A 17,738-nucleotide genomic window follows, 5' to 3' on the forward strand; every position below is an offset into this window, starting at 1 on the left:
GCGACACGTCTGGCCCGGATCAAGGTCGACGGCGCGCGGTCACGACCCGCGGCCGACCAGCGAGGTCGAGGCGCGCAACGACGTCGTCGAATCGCCCGGTCGTCTCAAGTGCCCCGACCACCTGGGACGACGTCGAATCGTCATGTTCGACGGCGATGCGCCCGTCGACTGCCAACAGTCGCGCGGCGACGTCGGCGAGCGGCGTGATCACGCTCATGCCGTCGTGACCGGCGAACACGGCTTCGGCAGGATCCGCTTCGACCTCGGGCGAGACGTCGGTGTCGGTGGGCACATAGGGCGGGTTCGCCACGATGAGGTCGAGCGAGCCGTCGGGGATGTGATCGCGCAGTTGCGCGTGGTCGGTGACATCGGCGCCGAGAACTGCCACCCGATCGCCGACACCGAGGTTCTCGACATTCCGGCGTAGCCACAACAATGCCGACGCCGACTTCTCGACCGCCACCACACGGGCCGACGGCACCGACTCGGCGATCGCGATCGCAAGGGCTCCGCTGCCGCTGCACAGATCGGCGACGAGCGGGTGTGGGATACCGCGAAGATTCTCGACGGCCCATTCGAGCATCAGCTCGGTCTCGGGCCGCGGCACGAACACCCCGGGGCCGACGGCCAGGTCGATGGGGCCGAACGCTGCGCGACCGATGATGTGCTGCAACGGAATTCGACGCGCACGCTGCGCAACGAGTTCGCGATACCGTTTCCGGTGACCCGCGTCTGGTCCGTCGGCGAAGGCCAGAGAGCCCCGACCGACGTCGAGGACGTGCGCCAACAACCACTCCGCGTCGCTTCGCGCCGAATCGATCCCGGCCTCCGCGAGCAGCGATGTCGCCGCAGATATCTCCGACGCCACAGATGACTCTTGGGCCGCAGATGACTCTTGGGCCGCAGACACCGCTGGCGTCAGCCGGTCACTTGTCACGACGATCGACCTCACTCGGCCTCGAGCCGCGCCTGACGATCCGCGGCCACGAGTGCGTCGAGCAGTGCGTCCATGTCGCCATTCAGCACGGCATCGAGATTGTTTGCCTTGTATCCGATCCGGTGATCGGTGATCCGGTTCTCCGGAAAGTTGTAGGTGCGGATGCGTTCGGATCGATCGACCGTCCGGATCTGCGCAGCCCTGCCCTCCGCGGCCGCGGCGTCGGCCTCCTCCTCGGCAGCGGATTGCAACCGCGCAGCGAGCACCTGCATGGCACGGGCTTTGTTCTGAAGCTGCGACCGCTCGTTCTGGCAGGTCACGACGATCCCGGTGGGTAGGTGGGTGAGACGAACCGCCGAGTCGGTGGTGTTGACGCCCTGCCCACCCTTGCCCGACGACCGGTAGACGTCGATCCGCAGGTCGGACTCGTCGATCTCGACCTCCTCGACCTCCTCGGGCTCCGGATAGATCAGCACGCCCGCGGCCGACGTGTGGATACGCCCCTGCGACTCGGTCACCGGGACACGTTGCACGCGGTGCACGCCGCCCTCGAACTTCAGTCGCGACCACACACCGTCGCGCGAGGGCTCGCGGCCCTTGATCGACAGCGTGGCCTCCTTGTAGCCCCCGAGATCGGACTCGGTGACACCGAGGACCTGGGCCTTCCATCCGTGCCGCTCGCAGTACTTGAGATACATGCGTGCCAGGTCGGAGGCGAACAGCGCCGACTCCTCGCCGCCTGCACCCGACTTGATCTCCAACACGACGTCGTCGGAATCGTGCGGATCGCGCGGTGCGAGCAGATCGGTCAGCGTCGCGTCCAGAGATTCGACCGCAGCCTCGAGAGCGGGAATCTCCTCGGCGAACGCCGCGTCGTCTGCGGCGAGTTCCTGTGCGGCGGCGAGGTCATCGCGCGCGGTCTGCAGCTTCGAATACGTCGCCATGATCGGCGCGAGCTCAGCAAATCGCTTGCCCACCCGTCGCGCATGCGACGGATCGTCGTGCAACGAAGGGTCGGAGAGCTGCTGCTCGAGCCCGGCGTGCTCGGCCAGAATGTCATCGATGGCTCCGCCGTTGGCGCCGCCTGAAGCGTCGCGCGTCTGCGCGCTCTTGTTCACCGCTCGTCCTCCTGATACTTCCTCGCCCGACGAATCGACGCCTGACCACACCAACCGACGCCTGGCCCAACCAAAACGACGCCTGGCCTGACAAATACAACGCCTGGCACAACGAAAACGACGCCCGACCCGGTCTGTCTGACCGGGCGGGCGTCGTCGGGATAGCTACTTGGCGTCTGCGTTCTTGGTGCGCTTGCCGTAGCGCTTCTCGAAGCGCGCGACGCGGCCGCCGGTGTCGAGGATCTTCTGCTTGCCCGTGTAGAACGGGTGGCACTGCGAGCAGACTTCGACGTTGATCCGACCGTTCTCGGCGGTGCTGCGGGTCTCGAAGGTGTTGCCACAGCCGCAAACGACCGTGGTCACGTGGTAGTCGGGGTGAATTCCCTGCTTCATTCTGGTGTCCCTTTCTATGGTCGCCGGGTCACCGCCGCGATTCGGCGGTGTGAACCGGTACCGGACTCGACCGATCAGTATGCCATCGCCCCAGGCCCAGACGGAAATCGCAACCTGCTGGTTGGCGACGACCGCGGGCGCCGGAACCGACTCGACTGCCTGTCACCCGCCTCAACACGGCCCCACCCGTATTCATTCCGGCGCAGCTCTCACTCCGCCGAAAGCGCCACACGCTGCGTAAACGTGCATACGTGACGCGTCGAAGACGTGCGTCGACGCTTCTTGTGAAGGTAAGCCTTAGTTTACTGTGCCTTACCTAAGTTATAGTCGTGCGAGCCGCTCCAACGCCGCAGCGGGTTGCATTCGCATCTAGAACCCACATCCCTACGAGAGGACCTGCGTGCACGCGATCCGGAGACCACACCTGGTGTGGGATCACAGCGACGAAAAGAGCAGCTGCGGCGTCGGCTTCCTCACGCGCAAAGACGGCAGGGCAACGCATGACGTCATTGACATGGCACGTGAGGCGCTCTGTTCGGTACCCCACCGAGGTGGAATGTCGGCGCTCGGCATCGGCGACGGTGGCGGCGTGTCCATGGATCTGTCCCGACGCTTCTTTCGTTCGGTGACCGGCCGACCCGACCTCGAGCTCGGCCGATTCTGCGTCGGCAACTTCTTCCTCCCGCCGTCGCCGGCCGCAGCAGCGAGAGCCACGCGACTCATCGAGCGCACGATGCACGACCGCGGATTCACCGACCTGTGCGTGCGCGATGTTCCCGTCGACCCCTCGGTGCTGCGGCCCGCATCCGCGGCAGCGCAGCTCCCGATCCGGCAATGGGTGTTCGCCGCACCCGATCCCTGCCCCGATCCGGCCGATCTCGACCACCTTGTCCAGCAGGCACTGCTGCACATCGAGTCGATCGCCTACACCTCAGACGAGTTCGCGGGCCTCTATCCCCTGTCGCTGTCCGCACGCACGCAGGTCCTCAAGGGCAGGCTCTCGTCGAACGAGGTCGTCGACTACTTCACCGACCTCGCCGATCCGGACCACCGCGTCCACACGCTGTATTTCCACACGCGCTTCTCCACCAACACCGACCCGCATCCCACGATGGCCCAGCCATTCCGGCTCCTCGCACACAATGGCGAGCTCAACACCGACAAGAAGAACCGCATCGCGCAGGTCACCGCGGCCGCGGCATCCGGGAAGACCATCTCGCGACCGCCGGGCCAATCCGATTCCAGCAGACTCGACCAGACCGTCGCCGCGCGTGTCGTGTCCGAGCGCGTCGACCTCGTCACCGCGATCGTGTCGATGATGCCGCCCGCCTGGGAGAACGACACGACACTCGCCCCCGAGGTTCGGGCGATGTTCGAGTACTTCTCTCTCTACGAGGAGAAGAACGATGGCCCGGCGGCCGTGGTGTTCGGCGACGGCACTGTCATCGGCGCACGCCTGGACCGACTCGGACTACGCCCCCTGCGCACCGTCGAGACCGCCGACTACCTGTGCGCGTTCTCTGAGGCGGGACAGATCTCGTTCCCACCGGAGCGCGTGATCGCCCGTGGGCGTGTCTCCGCGGGCGGGATGATCTACTACGACCATCGCGAGCACCGCAGCTACACCACCGAACAGGCGTACGCGAAGCTCGCCGCGGCACGCGACTACCCGGCACTCCTGGATGCCGCGCGGGTCGAACTGACAGCGCTTGCGCCACAACACTCTTCACGCAGTCCCGAGAACGGCGATTCGCCGACCCTTCCCTGCGACGATCCGACGCTGACGGACCATCAACGCTTCCGCGCGTATCACCTCGACCAGGAAAGCCTGCGGTACTTCGTCGACCCGATGATCGACGACGGTGTCGAACGCGTCTCCGCAATGGGTTTCGGCAACGCGATCAATGCGCTCACCAATCGGGAGCCCAGCGTCGCCCGTTACTTCTCGCAGCGATTCGCGCAGGTCACCAACCCACCGCTGGACAGTATCCGTGAAGCGGACGGGATGTCGCTGCGCGTTGCGCTCTGCGCCCGACCCCAGATCAGCGAGATCGCCACGGCAACAGCGCATTCGAACCGTCAGATCATCATCCCGTCACCGATTCTCGACGCTGCCGCACTCGGCGTGTTGCTCGCACAGGACGAATCCCCCGTCCGCGTCTTCGACGCCACTTTCGCATTGCCGGAGGTAGCCGAGGGTGCCAATACGGCAGGCGACGACACCGCCGCGGTCGTCGACGCCGTGGAGCGAGTGTGCACCCAGGTTGTCGAGTTCGCCTCCGCCACCGGCGGAATCGCGGTCCTCAGCGACCGTGCGATCCGGGCCGATCGTGCCGCTTTGCCGATGATCTTCCTCGTCTCTGCGGTCAACCAGCGCCTGATCGCCTCGGGCACACGGCTACGCGTGTCCCTAGTGGCGGATTCGGGCCAGATCGAGTCGTCGCATCATCTTGCCGCGATCCTCGGCTTCGGAGCCGCTGCGGCACATCCACATTCGGTTGCGCGACGCGCCACGCGCTCCGGTGATCCACAGGATGCGGCGACGGGATTCGCTCGCTGGGCTGCGGCAGCCACGAAGTCACTCATGAAGACCATGGGCCGCGTCGGATTGTGCACCGTCGAGAGCTACATCGGTGGCGAGTTCTTCGAGCCGAACTTCCTCGACACCTCCGACCCCATACTCGCAGAATGGTTTCCGACGATGCGCTCGCCGGCCGGTGGAGCCGCGCTTGCCGACGTCGTCGACGCCATCACGGGTGCTCACCGAGCCGCGATGGCCACACCGGCCGCGTCGTCGGACAAAGACCTCCCACTGCTCGGGCTCTTCAAGGAACGGTCCGACGGCGCAGGCCACTCCTTCGGCGTCGCGGCTGTCCGCGGCTACGGCCAGATGACCTCGGAGAAGCTGCAATTCGTCACGGCGACAGTCGACTCCGTTCGCGCCGACGAGGCCGGTGCCACGGATCTTCTACGACTGCTCACGCTCGGCGACCTCGACGACGCGTTCGGCGAGACCGCGCAGTTGTACTCGTCGAGCAGCTACGACAGGCTCAGCGATGCCGAGATCGACGCATTCTCCATCACCGATGCCTACCGCGCATTCGCCGACGACCTCGCGCGGACCCGGGCGGAACGCCCGAGCGCCGTGCGCGACGTCCTCGACCTTCGTCGTGCCGAGACACCCCGTGGGCTGACAGATGTGCAGCCCGCCCATGAGATCACCGCAACCTTCGCGTCCGGAGCCATGAGTCATGGCGCCCTCGTAGCCCAGGCACACGAAGCAATTGCCCACGGCACCAACATGGTCGGCGCGTTGTCGAACAGCGGCGAAGGCGGCGAGCACTTTTCGAGATACGGCACGCTGCGTGCGTCGAGGATCAAGCAGTTCGCGTCGGGAAGATTCGGAATCTGGGCGGGGTACCTCGCCGACCCCATGCTCACCGAACTCGAGATCAAGATCGGCCAGGGCGCGAAACCGGGTGAGGGAGGGCAACTTCCGGCACCCAAGGTCACCGTCGAGATCGCCGCGGCCCGCGGCGGCACTCCGGGCGTCGAACTCGTCTCTCCCCCACCGCATCACGACACGTACTCGATCGAGGATCTCGCGCAACTCATCCACGACTGCAAAGCAGCGCGGGTGCGTGTGATCGTGAAGCTGGTGTCGTCGGAGGGCATCGGAACCATCGCCGTCGGAGTCGCCAAGGCAGGCGCCGACGTGATCAACGTCGCCGGGAACACCGGCGGCACCGGCGCGGCGTCGGTCACCAGCCTGCGCTACGCCGGACGTGCAGCCGAGATCGGCCTCGCCGAAGTGCACCAGGCGCTCTGCGCGCACGGTCTCCGCGACAAGGTCGTCCTCCGCGCGTCGGGGGCTCATCAGACAGGTCGCGACGTCGTGGTCTCGGCACTACTCGGTGCCGACAGCTTCGAGTTCGGTACCGCCGCCCTGATGATGATGGGCTGCGTGATGGCCAAGAACTGCAACATCAAGTGTCCGGCTGGCCTCACGACCAATCCCGAACTGTTCGACGGGGATCCGCGCGCCATGGCGCAGTACCTGCTCAACGTCGCGCACGATGTGCGGGAGATTCTCGCCGACCTCGCACTCGGAGATCTGCGCGCGGCACGCGGTCGCACCGACCTACTCGTCGGAATCGACCACCCTGCGATAGTCGGGCGCCTCGACACCGCGCCGCTCCTCGCGCGCGTCGACGGCGAAGTCATCACCGATCCGGTCTACCTCGAGGCCGACTTCTCCGTCGACGACTCGCTGCTGACCCAGGTGCGCGAGTCGCTCTTCGACGCCGGGGCCACCAGTGTCGTCACCACCCCGACGATCCTCGGCAATCGGAACAAGAGTGTCGGTGCGCAACTGGCCGTCGACATCGAGCGCGTCCTCAACCACACCGCACCCGACGACCCCGCTTCCGAACACATCGACCTGGCGCCGACCGTCTACGTCGACGAACGCGGGCGTCGTTATCTCGCACCCGATTCCGTCACCATCCCCACGTCGGGGTCTGCAGGGTTGTCCTACGGCGCCTTCTGCAACGACGGCCTGCGCCTCGAGCACACCGGTACGTGCAACGACGGTGTGGGAAAGTCGATGTCGGGCGGCGCGGTCGTGGTGCGCTCTCCCGGTGGAGGTTCGCCCGCGGAGGGCGGCAACGTCCTGGTCGGCAACTTCGCACTGTTCGGGGCACCGGTGGACGCCTGTTCGTCGAAGGTGAAGCCGGAGACCGCTTCGCCGTACGCAATTCGGGTGCCACCGCAGTGGTCGAGGGCATCGGCGAGTTCGGTTGTGAATACATGACCAACGGCGCCGTCCTCAACATCGGCGGATTCGGCCGAGGACTCGGCAACGGCATGAGCGGCGGCTTCCTCTATCAATACGATCCGGCCTGTGTGCTCGCCGACCGGATCAGTTCGGACTCGGTGCTCGTCGGGGCGATCACGGGAGTCGACGACCCGCTCGCACCAATCCACCACCACGCGGTCCACCTACTCCTCGAGATGCATGCGGAGGCAACCGGTTCCGCACTCGCCACCCGGCTCCTCGAGAACTGGGAGACCGAGCGGCACTACATCAGCTACGCGATGCCGCGCGCCCTGGTGACTCATCAGGACGCCCCGACGCTGTTGGCCACGATCGGTCACCGCGCACTCGTCGACGAACTGTCCGGGTCCATCGCCACCGATCAAATCAGGACTCTCAAGCGACATGTCAAAAGCCAGACGCCGATACTCGACGGCCTCGTCCCCGATTACGGTCACACCGATGACGCCACGATGTACCGGCTCCTCAACGCGTTCACCGTGTTCCATCTCGCCCGCGAGATCGCCCAGACGCGTCTACGTCGTTCGAGATCGACGGTCGTCGGTGCGGATTCGCGGTCGGAACACCTCGTCGCGCGAGCCGCACGCAACCTCGTCCTGACCGAAGACTTCGACCTCATCACACGCGTGGGCACGTTCGTCCGCGACATCCTCGCCGACTACGACGAACAACAGATCGCCGCGCTCATCTCCGCCAAACGGATCGACGACTACAAGCGGGCGCTCGCCGCCCGCAACGTGCGCTCCGTCGACGCGCCGGCGACCTACGGCTGGATCATGCACCAGGACAACCACATCCGTGACGTGTTGGGTTCACTCCCCGACTTCGACGCCCTGTTCGCTTCGCGGACCGTGCCGACGGTCGTCGAGGCACTCGCGGCTGCGGAGCCGCACAGCCCCGTCGCGGCAGCGACACCACACAGCCCCGTCGCGGCAGACGACATCGCACCTCTCTCACACCCGAAGGCGGGATGACATGCAACTGCCCTATATTCCCACCGACATTCCCTTCACGGGCGACCAGAAAGCTTGGCTTGCAGGCTTCCTCGCGGGCCTGAACACGAGAATGACCATGCCGCAACCGGCCTCTGCGCTCGGCGTCGGACACACGCAGGCCGAATCGACGTCGGCCGGACAGTCCCAGCCATTGCTCATCGCCTATGGCACCCAGACCGGAAACGCGGAGATGCTCGCCGAGAAGGCGAAGGCGAAGGCCGCGGAGATCGGCCTCGATGCACGAGTCAGCGACCTTGCCGACCTCGACCTCGCCACGCTCGGCACGACGACTCGACTGCTCGTCGTCACGTCGACCTACGGTGAGGGCGACATGCCAGACGACGCCGAGGACTTCTGGCAGGCACTCGCCGCGCCCGAGGTCGGTCGACTCGACGGGCTGACATTCGGCGTTCTCGCACTCGGGGATTCGATCTACGATGGCTTCTGTCAGGCGGGCAAGAATGTCGACACGCGGCTCGCGGAACTAGGTGCGACACGGGTCGTCGAACGTGTCGACTGCGATGTCGACTATCAGCAGACGGCCGACGAGTGGCTGGCGCGGGCACTACCCCTGTTCGCGCAGGCCACATCTGAACCCGAATCGTCGACCGATGCGCAGGCGGGCGAAACCGGAGCCGCGACGACCGTCGCCGAGATCACTGACGTCGAGATCACTGGGACCGGCAGATCCGACGCAGCGAAGTCGCCGAAGCCGGCACGCCAACGCAAGTCGACGTGGGGTCGCAAGAATCCCTACCCGGCGACGGTGATCGCCAACAGCGTTCTCTCCGGCACCGGTTCGGCCAAAGAGGTTCGGCACCTGGTGATCTCGCTGGGCGACAGTGGCATCACCTACGAGCCCGGCGACGGACTGAGCGTCGTACCGCGCAACGATCCCGCGCTCGTCGACCGCATCATCGACAGGCTCGGTGTCTCACCGCAGACACCGGTCGTCGATCGCAAGGAGCAGCGTCTGCTGCGCAAGGCACTGCTGCACCGCTACGAGATCGCGACAGCGTCGAAGTATCTCGTCGACTACATCGCAGCTCGTAGCGGCGATGCCGAACTCACCCATCTCGCCTCCACCGGCGACCGCGAAGCGCTCGACGCGTGGCTGTGGGGTAAGGACGTGCTCGATCTGCTCAACGTCGACGAGTCGCTGACGATCACCCCCGACGAACTCCTCGCGGAGTTGCAGCCACTCGCCCACCGCGTCTACTCCATCTCGTCGAGCCCGCGGGCACACGCCGGCACCGTCCACCTGACGATGGCGACGGTCCGCTACCGGTCCGGCGAGCGCGACCGCGGTGGGGTGTGCTCGACGCACCTCGCAGACAGAATCGCCGACGACGAGACGATCGGCGTGTTCGTGACACCCAACAAGTCGTTCCGCCTCCCACCCGACGACGCGAAGGTCGTCATGGTCGGACCGGGTACCGGCATCGCTCCGTTTCGCGCATTCCTGCACGAGCGGGCCGAACGCGGTGCGGCGGGCAGCAACTGGCTGTTCTTCGGCGATCAACACGAGGCGTGCGATCACATCTACCGCGACGAAATAGACCAGTTCGTGGCCGACGGACTGCTCGACCGCCTCGACCTCGCGTTCTCACGCGATCAGGAACACAAGGTCTACGTGCAGGACAAGATGCGCGCTCACGGAGCCGAACTCTTCCGCTGGCTCGACGACGGCGCGTACCTGTATGTGTGCGGCGATGCGACTCGAATGGCGCGCGACGTCGACGATGCGTTGCACGAGATCATCGCCGAGCACGGCGGACACAGCGCCTCCGGGGCGCAGGATGTGGTGTCTCAGCTCAAGAAGGACAAGCGGTACATGCGTGACGTCTACTGACCTCGCCTCGATAAGCAGTTGAAAGGATGGCAACGATGCCAGCCAACCCGCCCGATCCCCGACAACCGACAACCGGCTCCGCGCGACGTTGCGCACGCGACGGCGCATGCCGCTGCAACCGGGCAGCACATGCCAGCGACCTCGACGCATTGCTCGCCGACCCGCAGTTCTCGGGACATCTGTTGCGGGGCAACGCTTCCGCTATCGGGCCACACCTACCGCTGCTCGATCAGATCGTCGGTGTGACCGTTGCGGGACCTGTCATCCTCAACGATGTCGGCGTCCACGAGACGCCAACGGTGATGGGCGGGCCGATCCGCTGCCGCCCCGGCAGGGTGTCGTTGCGCCTGCACCCCGATCATCTCGGCGCCGCTCTCGTCAGCGAACCCGCCGCGCAGGCGCCGCCCATGCTCCGACTCTTCGACACCGACGGAAACACTGCCCACGCAACGTATCTGACGGAGGCGTCGGACAGATTGGCATTCGAGGCCATCGGACTATCTACCGACACGTTCTCGTCCGACGGCCCGCCCGACGTCGATATGGCGAACGAGGCGCCGGAGGTCGTCGTCTGTTCCGACGACTCGCTCGACGATCAGGTTGCCCAGCCCGACAGCATCCTCGTCGACGGAGGGGTCTCACGCCTTGCCTCGATGCCGGCACGAGAAGGCTTCGCACGCATCGAATCTCGCCAGGCCGTCGCTGCGCTCGAGCATGCGGCGCTACACGGTGTGGAACTGACGATGGCCGCGACGGCCCCCGGTTGTGTCCAGTTACATCACGATCAGCTCGACGGCGCACGCGAACACGAGGGACAGATGCTATTGGCGTCTGGCCGCGGACGGGCGATGATCAACTTCAATCTCGTCACCGAGTGCTGGGTGACCTGGTCGCAGGGTGTGTGGGGTCCGACCGGGTCCATCGAGATCTACGACCGCCACGCGCGATGCGGAATGGTGATCACGCAGACCGGCGCGGTACCGCCCGCGATGTTCGACGCGTGGGATCACCTGATGGCCGAACTGGCTGCCTGAACCGACCCTGCCCGACGACCCGATCGGTTGCTGATGGTGTGGCCGCGAGGTCATGTTCGACGACACGAAGCGCTCCGCACGAACACCGTTGGTAGACAACCACACCCGTCGAGGTGAGGTGGCGCGACTGAACGGTCCAGTGGTGTGCATGGTCGAGGTGTGTGAGTGACATGCCTCCACTGTGATGTAATGGCATTGTGCATTTCAACCATTACGGACGGGATGCAGTTGCGCTGGCCGTCGACTTGGCCAATAGCCCTCCGAGGGACGCGGACGAGCTCGTCGCCAGATGCGACACAGCAGGTTTCGTGTTCGACGCCGAGGACATCGGTCCCGACGACCTAGATCAGACGCTCGACTATCTCGAACACTGGCGGAATGTCGCGCGCGCCACCGACGAACAGACGCGCGCAGACCTCTTGAACGACTTGCTGTTACAGCACGCTGCCGCTCCCCGACTCACCAACCACGCGCAGACCGGGTGGCATCTACACTTCCGCGACGACGACGTCGCGGGCTGGCAGCAGATCTGTGTGCTCATCTCTGCCGCGACCGCGCTGCACCTCACCGGACGCGGCATCGACCGCATGGGTGCATGCGAACTCGCCGAATGCACACATGTCTTCGCCGATACGTCGCGCAACGGGCGGCAGCGCTACTGCTCACCGGCGTGCGCGAACCGAGCAGCTGTGCGACGCCACCGCGCCGCACATCCCAACGCAGGCCAGCGACGCTGACCCGCCAGTGGCCTTACTGTGTGTCAGTCGTCCTGCTGCGTCAGTCGTCCTGCTGCGTCAGTCGTCTTTCATGGCGCCGGGGGCGTTCGACTGCACCTGGAGCAAGAACTCGTAGTTGTTCTTGGTCTTCTTGAGCTGGCTGATCAGCAGGTCGATGGCCTGCTGCGAGTCGAGTCCGCTCAGCACGCGACGGAGCTTGTGCATGATGGCGAACTCCTCGGGAGACATCAGCAGTTCGTCCTTACGGGTGCTCGACTGGTTGACGTCGACAGCCGGGAACACACGACGATCCGCGATCTTGCGGTCGAGCTTGAGCTCGGCGTTACTGGTGCCCTTGAACTCCTCGAAGATCACCGTGTCGCCGGTCGAACCGGTCTCGACCAGCGCAGATGCGATGATCGTCAGCGATCCGCCGTTCTCGATGTTGCGAGCGGCGCCGAGGAATCGCTTCGGCGGGTAGAGCGCCGTCGAATCGACACCACCGGACAGGATGCGTCCCGAAGCGGGCGACGCGTTGTTGTACGCACGGCCGAGGCGGGTGATCGAGTCGAGCAGCACCACAACGTCTTTGCCCTGCTCGACGAGGCGCTTGGCGCGCTCGATCGCGAGCTCCGAGACCGACGTGTGGTCTGACGGCGGACGATCGAAGGTCGAGGCGATGACCTCACCCTTGACCGAACGCTGCATGTCGGTGACCTCTTCGGGTCGCTCGTCGACGAGGACCACCATGAGGTGACATTCGGGGTTGTTGATCGCGATCGCGTTGGCGATGTCCTGCAGGATCGTCGTCTTACCTGCCTTCGGAGGCGACACGATCAGTGCGCGCTGCCCCTTGCCGATCGGCATGATGAGGTCGATGACGCGGGTGTCGAGTTGCTCTTTGGCGGTCTCGAGACGCAGTCGCTGGTTCGGGTACAGCGGTGTCAGCTTGTTGAAATCCGGTCGCTTACGGGCGGATTCGACATCTGACCCGTTGACCGAGTCGAGACGCACCAACGGATTGAACTTCTGTCGCTGATTCTGCTGCTCGCCATCACGCGGCACCTTCACGGCACCGGTGATCGCGTCGCCACGACGCAAACCGTTCTTGCGAACGAGATTCATCGAGACGTACACGTCGTTGGGACCGGCGAGGTAACCCGAGGTCCGCACGAAGGCGTAGTTGTCGAGAACGTCGAGAATGCCTGCGACAGGCTGCAACACGTCGTCTTCGGAGATCTGCGGCTCGCCGCCACCCGATCCGTCACGGTCACGTCCACGGCGACGTTCACGGAAGCGACGACCGCGGCGTCCGCGACCACCTTCGCCATCGTCGTCGCGATTGTTGTTGTCGCGATTGTTGTTGGGGCCCTGGTTCTTGCCGCTGTTCTGGCCGCCCTCGCTGCTTTGGTTGCTTCCGCCCTGCTGAGCCGAGTTCGAGCCGTTCGAGTTCGAACCGCCCTGCCCACCGTTGCGGTTGCGGGTGCGGTTGCGATTGTTGCCGCCCTGGTTCGACGCGTGGTCGGACTCGCCGCGCCCGTTGTCACCGCGATCGTTGTCACCGCGCCCGTTGCCACCACGGTCGTTGTCACCGCGGTGATTGTTCGACTGGTCGCTGTCGGTCCGAGTGCTCTGCGCGCTCGACTCCACCGACGCACCGTTCGCCGAGTCGGTAGCAGCACCGTCGGCATAGCCACTGCTTGCAGGAGTACTGCCGGCAGACTTCTCCGACTGCGGGCTCGCAGTGGTCTCGGAGGTGATCGTCATCTGCTCCGGCGCAGCCTCGGCAGATGTCGCGGTCTTCGTACGGCGGGTCGCGCTGCGGACCGCCTTGGGAGCCTCACCGGCAACAGCCTCGGCCTTGGGTGCGGTTGCCTTCTGTGCGTCGGCGGCAGGTGATCCTGCGCCCTGGCGCTCCTTGATGGCGGCGATCAGATCGCCCTTGCGCATTCCGGACGTGCCCTTGATGCCCAGCTCACCTGCGAGTGAACGGAGTTCGGTCAGCACCATGCCGGAGAGGCCTGCGCGCGGCTTGGTCTTGGGTGCGCCTTGGTCGTCGGCGACGCTTGGCGCGGTGATCAGGTCCGTATCAGTCACGGATGTCCTTTCGTTCCTCCGCAGTCAGATGCTGCATGAGGTCGTGATATCGCCTACTGAGGTGTCCGACGCCGCTCGATCGGCTCGACGCGTCGTCAACCTTCAGAGGAAATGACCGCCGTCCGTGGTGGACGGGCGGACAAGATTGTGGTCCGGCTGCGGTATGTCACTCCTGAACTGCTGTGCTCTCGACAAGAATCTGCTCTCGACAAGAAGTGCCGACTCGCGGATTGCGCGATGCCCCAGATCGGTGACTGCTCATGTGCACACCCGGGAGCCGACCGGATGTTGATCAGAGATCGGTGAGAAGCACGGCGGAACGAGCCTGCGCGGCTAGACCAGTTTATGATAACCCCCCAGGCATGGTACCGGCAACACGCCGAATCCGCATGAGGAGATTCAGCCGATCTGGACGCCGCCGGCAATCTCGAGTTGCTGCACGCGAAAGCCCTGTTCGCCTGCCAGTTCGCGGGTCGTCGAATCGACCGATCGCGTGTCGAGGACCAGCACGCTAGGGCCTGCCCCGGAGACTGTTGCCGCGTATCCCCGCGCCCGGAGGGCGGCGACGAGCCGCGCGGTCTCGGGCATGGCGGCCGCGCGATAGGGCTGATGCAACCGGTCGTCGGTTGCTGCAAACAGACAACTCGGATCGGACGTCAGGGCTACGACGGCGAGCGCTGCACGACTGACATTGAAGATCGCGTCGGTACGCGGGACGTCGTCGGGCAGCAGCCCACGGGTGAACGACGTCGACGACTCGGTCGACGGAACGAAGGCTGTCGCGCGGATCGCGGGGTGGACATCGAGCCGCCGCGCGCCATAGCGGGCATGCTCACCGGGTTCGATCCAGGTCACGACCGCGGACCCCAGCACGCTTGCCGCGGCGTTGTCGGGGTGCCCCTCGAAGGCGCTGGCCAGTTGCACCAGGTCGGCGTCGGAGATGGGGTCGCCGAGGCCTGCGGCGACGACAAGCCCCGACGCTGCGGCGAGTCCTGAGACCGCGGCCGAGGCCGACGATCCGAGGCCGCGCGAATGCGGGATCGCGTTGACCGTCTTCAGGTGCAGCCCAGCGGCCGACACCCCCGCGTGCGCGAGTCCTGCGAGGAGCGCGCGGACGACGAGATGGTTGGCATCACGCGGCACGTCGTCGGCTGCCTCACCCACGACGTCGACGTCGATGCCCGCGGGTGTCGTCGATGCGACGACCTCGTCGTAGAGGCCGAGCGCGATGCCGAGCGAGTCGAACCCCGGTCCGAGGTTCGCACTCGACGCAGGCACGCGCACCTTGGTCGAAAGACCTTCCGGCAGTTGCCTATACACCGTATCCGGGCTGACCATTCGTCGGGCCGTCCCAGCTTCAGGCGACGCCGAGTGCATCGGCAACAGCCACGGGATCGACGGGAATCGCCTCGACTTCCGGCATGCCGAGGAGCGCGGTGTCGGGGTCCTTGAGGCCGTTTCCGGTCACGGTGCACACAACCGTCTGGCCCGGAGTGATCCAACCGTCGGCGTGGGCCGCGAGCAGGCCCGCCACGCTGGCAGCGGACGCGGGCTCGACGAAGACGCCCTCTTTGCCCGCCACGAGGCGATACGCCTCGAGCAGCTTCTCGTCGGTGGCTGCGCGGAACTGGCCGCCCGACTCCTCCTTGGCCGCGACGGCCTGGTTCCAGCTTGCGGGCGACCCGATGCGGATCGCGGTGGCGATGGTCTCGGGATCTTTCACCGGCGCTCCGTTGACCAGCGGAGCAGCACCGGCTGCCTGCACACCGAGCATGCGCGGAAGATCGCTGATGCCGTCGGCGTGGTACTCGCGATAGCCCTTCCAGTACGCGGTGATGTTGCCCGCGTTGCCCACCGGGAGCACGTGCACGTCGGGCGCGCGACCGAGGACGTCGACGATCTCGAATGCCGCGGTCTTCTGCCCCTCGATACGCGCCGGATTGACCGAGTTGACCAGCTCGATCTCGGTGAACTCCGCGGTGGCCTTGCGCGCGAGTTCGAGACAGTCGTCGAAGTTGCCCTGCACCTGGATGATCTTGGCGCCGCTCATGACCGCCTGGGCGAGCTTGCCCATCGCGATCTTTCCTTCGGGAATCAAGACGGCGCAGGTGATACCGGCGCGGGTGGCGTAGGCAGCCGCCGACGCCGACGTATTGCCCGTCGACGCGCACAGGACTGCGGTCTTGCCGTTGTTGACCGCGTTGCTCACGGCCATGGTCATGCCGCGGTCCTTGAACGAGCCCGTCGGGTTGAGGCCCTCGACCTTGAGGTACACCTCACAGCCGGTCAGCTCCGACAGGTATGGCGCCGGTACCAGCGGGGTCGCACCCTCGAGGAGGGTCACGACCTTCCAGTCGTCGCCGACGGGCAGTCGTGAACGATAGGCCTCGATCAGCCCCGGCCAGCCTGCGTGCACAGGCGCGTGCGCGGGTGCGTTGGTCGCGTCAGTCATCGGTTCCTTCCAATCGCAGAACGCTGGAAACCGTGTTCACGGAGTCCATGTCCTCAAGTGCTGCAACGCATTCCGACTGAGCTCGATCGGGTGCGCGGTGTGTGACGACGATCAGCCGGGCGTCGTCGCCCGCGCCTTCCTGACGGACTGCGGCAATACTCACCGATCGCTTCGAGAATTCGTTGGCGACCTGCGAGAGTACACCGGGCTTGTCGGCGACTCGCATGGAGACGTAGTAGCGGGTGGGCACTTCGTCGATCGACGCAATCGGCAACGACGCGTAGGTCGATTCGAGTGGTCCGCGACCACCGTGCACCTTGTTTCGCGCAGCCATCACCATGTCGCCGAGCACCGCCGATGCCGTCGGCGAACCGCCGGCACCCTGTCCGTAGAACATGAGCCTTCCCGCGTTCTCGGCCTCGACCACGACCGCGTTGAACGCCCCGTTGACCGTTGCGAGTGGGTGCGACAACGGGATCAGCGCCGGGTAGACACGCGCCGACACACGCTGCGCACCATCGTCACCCCGCACACGCTCACAGATCGAGAGAAGTTTGACCGTGCAGTCGAACTTCTTCGCCGCAACCAGGTCGTCGGACGTCACGTTCGTGATGCCCTCGCGGTAGACATCGGCCGCGGTCACACGAGTGTGGAACGCGATCGACGCGAGGATCGCGGCCTTGGCTGCCGCGTCGTAACCCTCGACGTCGGCCGTCGGATCGGCCTCGGCGTAACCCAGACGTCCTGCCTCTGCGAGGGTTTCGGCGTAGTCGGCACCGGTCTCGGCCATTTCCGAGAGGATGAAGTTGGTGGTGCCGTTGACGATTCCGGCGACTCGCTCGACGGTGTCGCCCGCGAGGGACTGCATCAGCGGACGCACCACCGGAATTGCTCCGGCGACGGCCGCCTCGAAGTACAGATCCACTTTCGCGTCGGCGGCCGCGGTGGCGAGTTCGCCCGTGTACTCGGCGAGCAGCGCCTTGTTGGCAGTCACCACAGACTTGCCCGATTGCAGTGCGGTGCGGATCAATTCGCGTGCGGGGTCGATTCCGCCCATGAGTTCGACGACGATGTCGACATCGTCGCGTGCCACGAGTGCCGCGGGGTCGTCGGTGATCAGTTCCTGAGCGATCTTGCGTGGTCGAGTCAGATCACGCACCGCGACGCCGCGCAATTCGACGGGCGCACCGACCCGAGCCCTCAGGTCGGCGGCGTTGTCCTCGATGATCCGCACGACCTCGGAACCCACGTTGCCCATACCGAGGACCGCGACGCCGATCGTCTTGTCCTGCGCTGTCATGTCTTGT

At 65.7% G+C, this 17,738-nt stretch carries 10 protein-coding genes and 1 pseudogene; 4 read left to right on the forward strand and 7 right to left on the reverse strand.

Annotated elements, in window-relative coordinates; translation table 11 throughout:
* Nucleotides 1-19: 19 nt before the first annotated feature.
* From prmC to rpmE, 3 genes are all read right to left on the reverse strand, one after another.
* Nucleotides 20-868, reverse strand: a complete 849-nt coding sequence (gene prmC, locus GOSPT_RS09905) for a peptide chain release factor N(5)-glutamine methyltransferase (protein WP_005205740.1) — start codon at nt 866-868, stop codon at nt 20-22.
* 80 nt (nt 869-948) lie between these two features.
* Entirely contained in the window at nt 949-2,055 is a 1,107-nt protein-coding gene (gene prfA, locus GOSPT_RS09910) for a peptide chain release factor 1 (RefSeq protein WP_005205741.1), read from the reverse strand.
* A 165-nt stretch (nt 2,056-2,220) separates the two neighbouring features.
* A complete protein-coding gene (rpmE, locus tag GOSPT_RS09915) occupies nt 2,221-2,448 on the reverse strand; it encodes a 50S ribosomal protein L31 (RefSeq protein ID WP_005179448.1) in 228 nt (75 codons plus the stop codon).
* Between the two features lie 409 nt (nt 2,449-2,857).
* Between rpmE and GOSPT_RS09920 the strand changes: the two are divergent.
* The 4 genes and pseudogenes from GOSPT_RS09920 (at nt 2,858) to GOSPT_RS09935 (ending at nt 11,903) form a co-directional block, all read left to right on the forward strand.
* A pseudogene (locus GOSPT_RS09920) lies at nt 2,858-8,259 on the forward strand (glutamate synthase-related protein).
* A gap of 1 nt (nt 8,260) precedes the next feature.
* Nucleotides 8,261-10,132 (forward strand): sulfite reductase subunit alpha, encoded by a 1,872-nt coding sequence (locus GOSPT_RS09925; protein ID WP_005205752.1) that lies wholly within the window; start codon nt 8,261-8,263, stop codon nt 10,130-10,132.
* Between the two features lie 35 nt (nt 10,133-10,167).
* Entirely contained in the window at nt 10,168-11,166 is a 999-nt protein-coding gene (locus GOSPT_RS09930; RefSeq protein ID WP_168431362.1) for a ChuX/HutX family heme-like substrate-binding protein, read from the forward strand.
* 197 nt (nt 11,167-11,363) lie between these two features.
* Nucleotides 11,364-11,903 (forward strand): CGNR zinc finger domain-containing protein, encoded by a 540-nt coding sequence (locus GOSPT_RS09935; protein WP_039855515.1) that lies wholly within the window; start codon nt 11,364-11,366, stop codon nt 11,901-11,903.
* Nucleotides 11,904-11,960: 57 nt separating this feature from the next.
* Here GOSPT_RS09935 and rho read toward each other — a convergent pair whose 3' ends face one another.
* From rho to GOSPT_RS09955, 4 genes are all read right to left on the reverse strand, one after another.
* Nucleotides 11,961-13,979 carry a transcription termination factor Rho gene (rho, locus tag GOSPT_RS09940; protein WP_005205755.1) on the reverse strand — a complete coding sequence of 673 codons (2,019 nt, stop codon included), beginning with the start codon at nt 13,977-13,979 and terminating at the stop codon, nt 11,961-11,963.
* 399 nt (nt 13,980-14,378) lie between these two features.
* Nucleotides 14,379-15,317: a homoserine kinase gene (gene thrB / locus GOSPT_RS09945; protein WP_174273049.1), complete on the reverse strand. Its 939-nt coding sequence runs from the start codon at nt 15,315-15,317 to the stop codon at nt 14,379-14,381.
* A gap of 19 nt (nt 15,318-15,336) precedes the next feature.
* Nucleotides 15,337-16,431: a threonine synthase gene (thrC, locus tag GOSPT_RS09950; RefSeq protein ID WP_005205757.1), complete on the reverse strand. Its 1,095-nt coding sequence runs from the start codon at nt 16,429-16,431 to the stop codon at nt 15,337-15,339.
* Nucleotides 16,424-17,731, reverse strand: coding sequence for a homoserine dehydrogenase (locus GOSPT_RS09955; protein ID WP_039855539.1), 1,308 nt, complete (start codon nt 17,729-17,731; stop codon nt 16,424-16,426). Before GOSPT_RS09955 ends, thrC begins: the two co-directional genes overlap by 8 nt.
* Nucleotides 17,732-17,738 lie beyond the last annotated feature (7 nt).

Source organism: Gordonia sputi NBRC 100414 (assembly GCF_000248055.1).
Classification (GTDB): domain Bacteria; phylum Actinomycetota; class Actinomycetes; order Mycobacteriales; family Mycobacteriaceae; genus Gordonia; species Gordonia sputi.

Bases quoted from the DNA above. Each gene is read 5' to 3' on its own strand.
- GOSPT_RS09955 (WP_039855539.1), bottom strand. From the start codon at position 17,731: ATGACAGCGCAGGACAAGACGATCGGCGTCGCGGTCCTCGGTATGGGC.
- GOSPT_RS09925 (WP_005205752.1), top strand. From the start codon at position 8,261: ATGCAACTGCCCTATATTCCCACCGACATTCCCTTCACGGGCGACCAG.
- thrB (WP_174273049.1), bottom strand. From the start codon at position 15,317: ATGGTCAGCCCGGATACGGTGTATAGGCAACTGCCGGAAGGTCTTTCG.
- thrC (WP_005205757.1), bottom strand. From the start codon at position 16,431: ATGACTGACGCGACCAACGCACCCGCGCACGCGCCTGTGCACGCAGGC.
- GOSPT_RS09930 (WP_168431362.1), top strand. From the start codon at position 10,168: ATGCCAGCCAACCCGCCCGATCCCCGACAACCGACAACCGGCTCCGCG.
- rpmE (WP_005179448.1), bottom strand. From the start codon at position 2,448: ATGAAGCAGGGAATTCACCCCGACTACCACGTGACCACGGTCGTTTGC.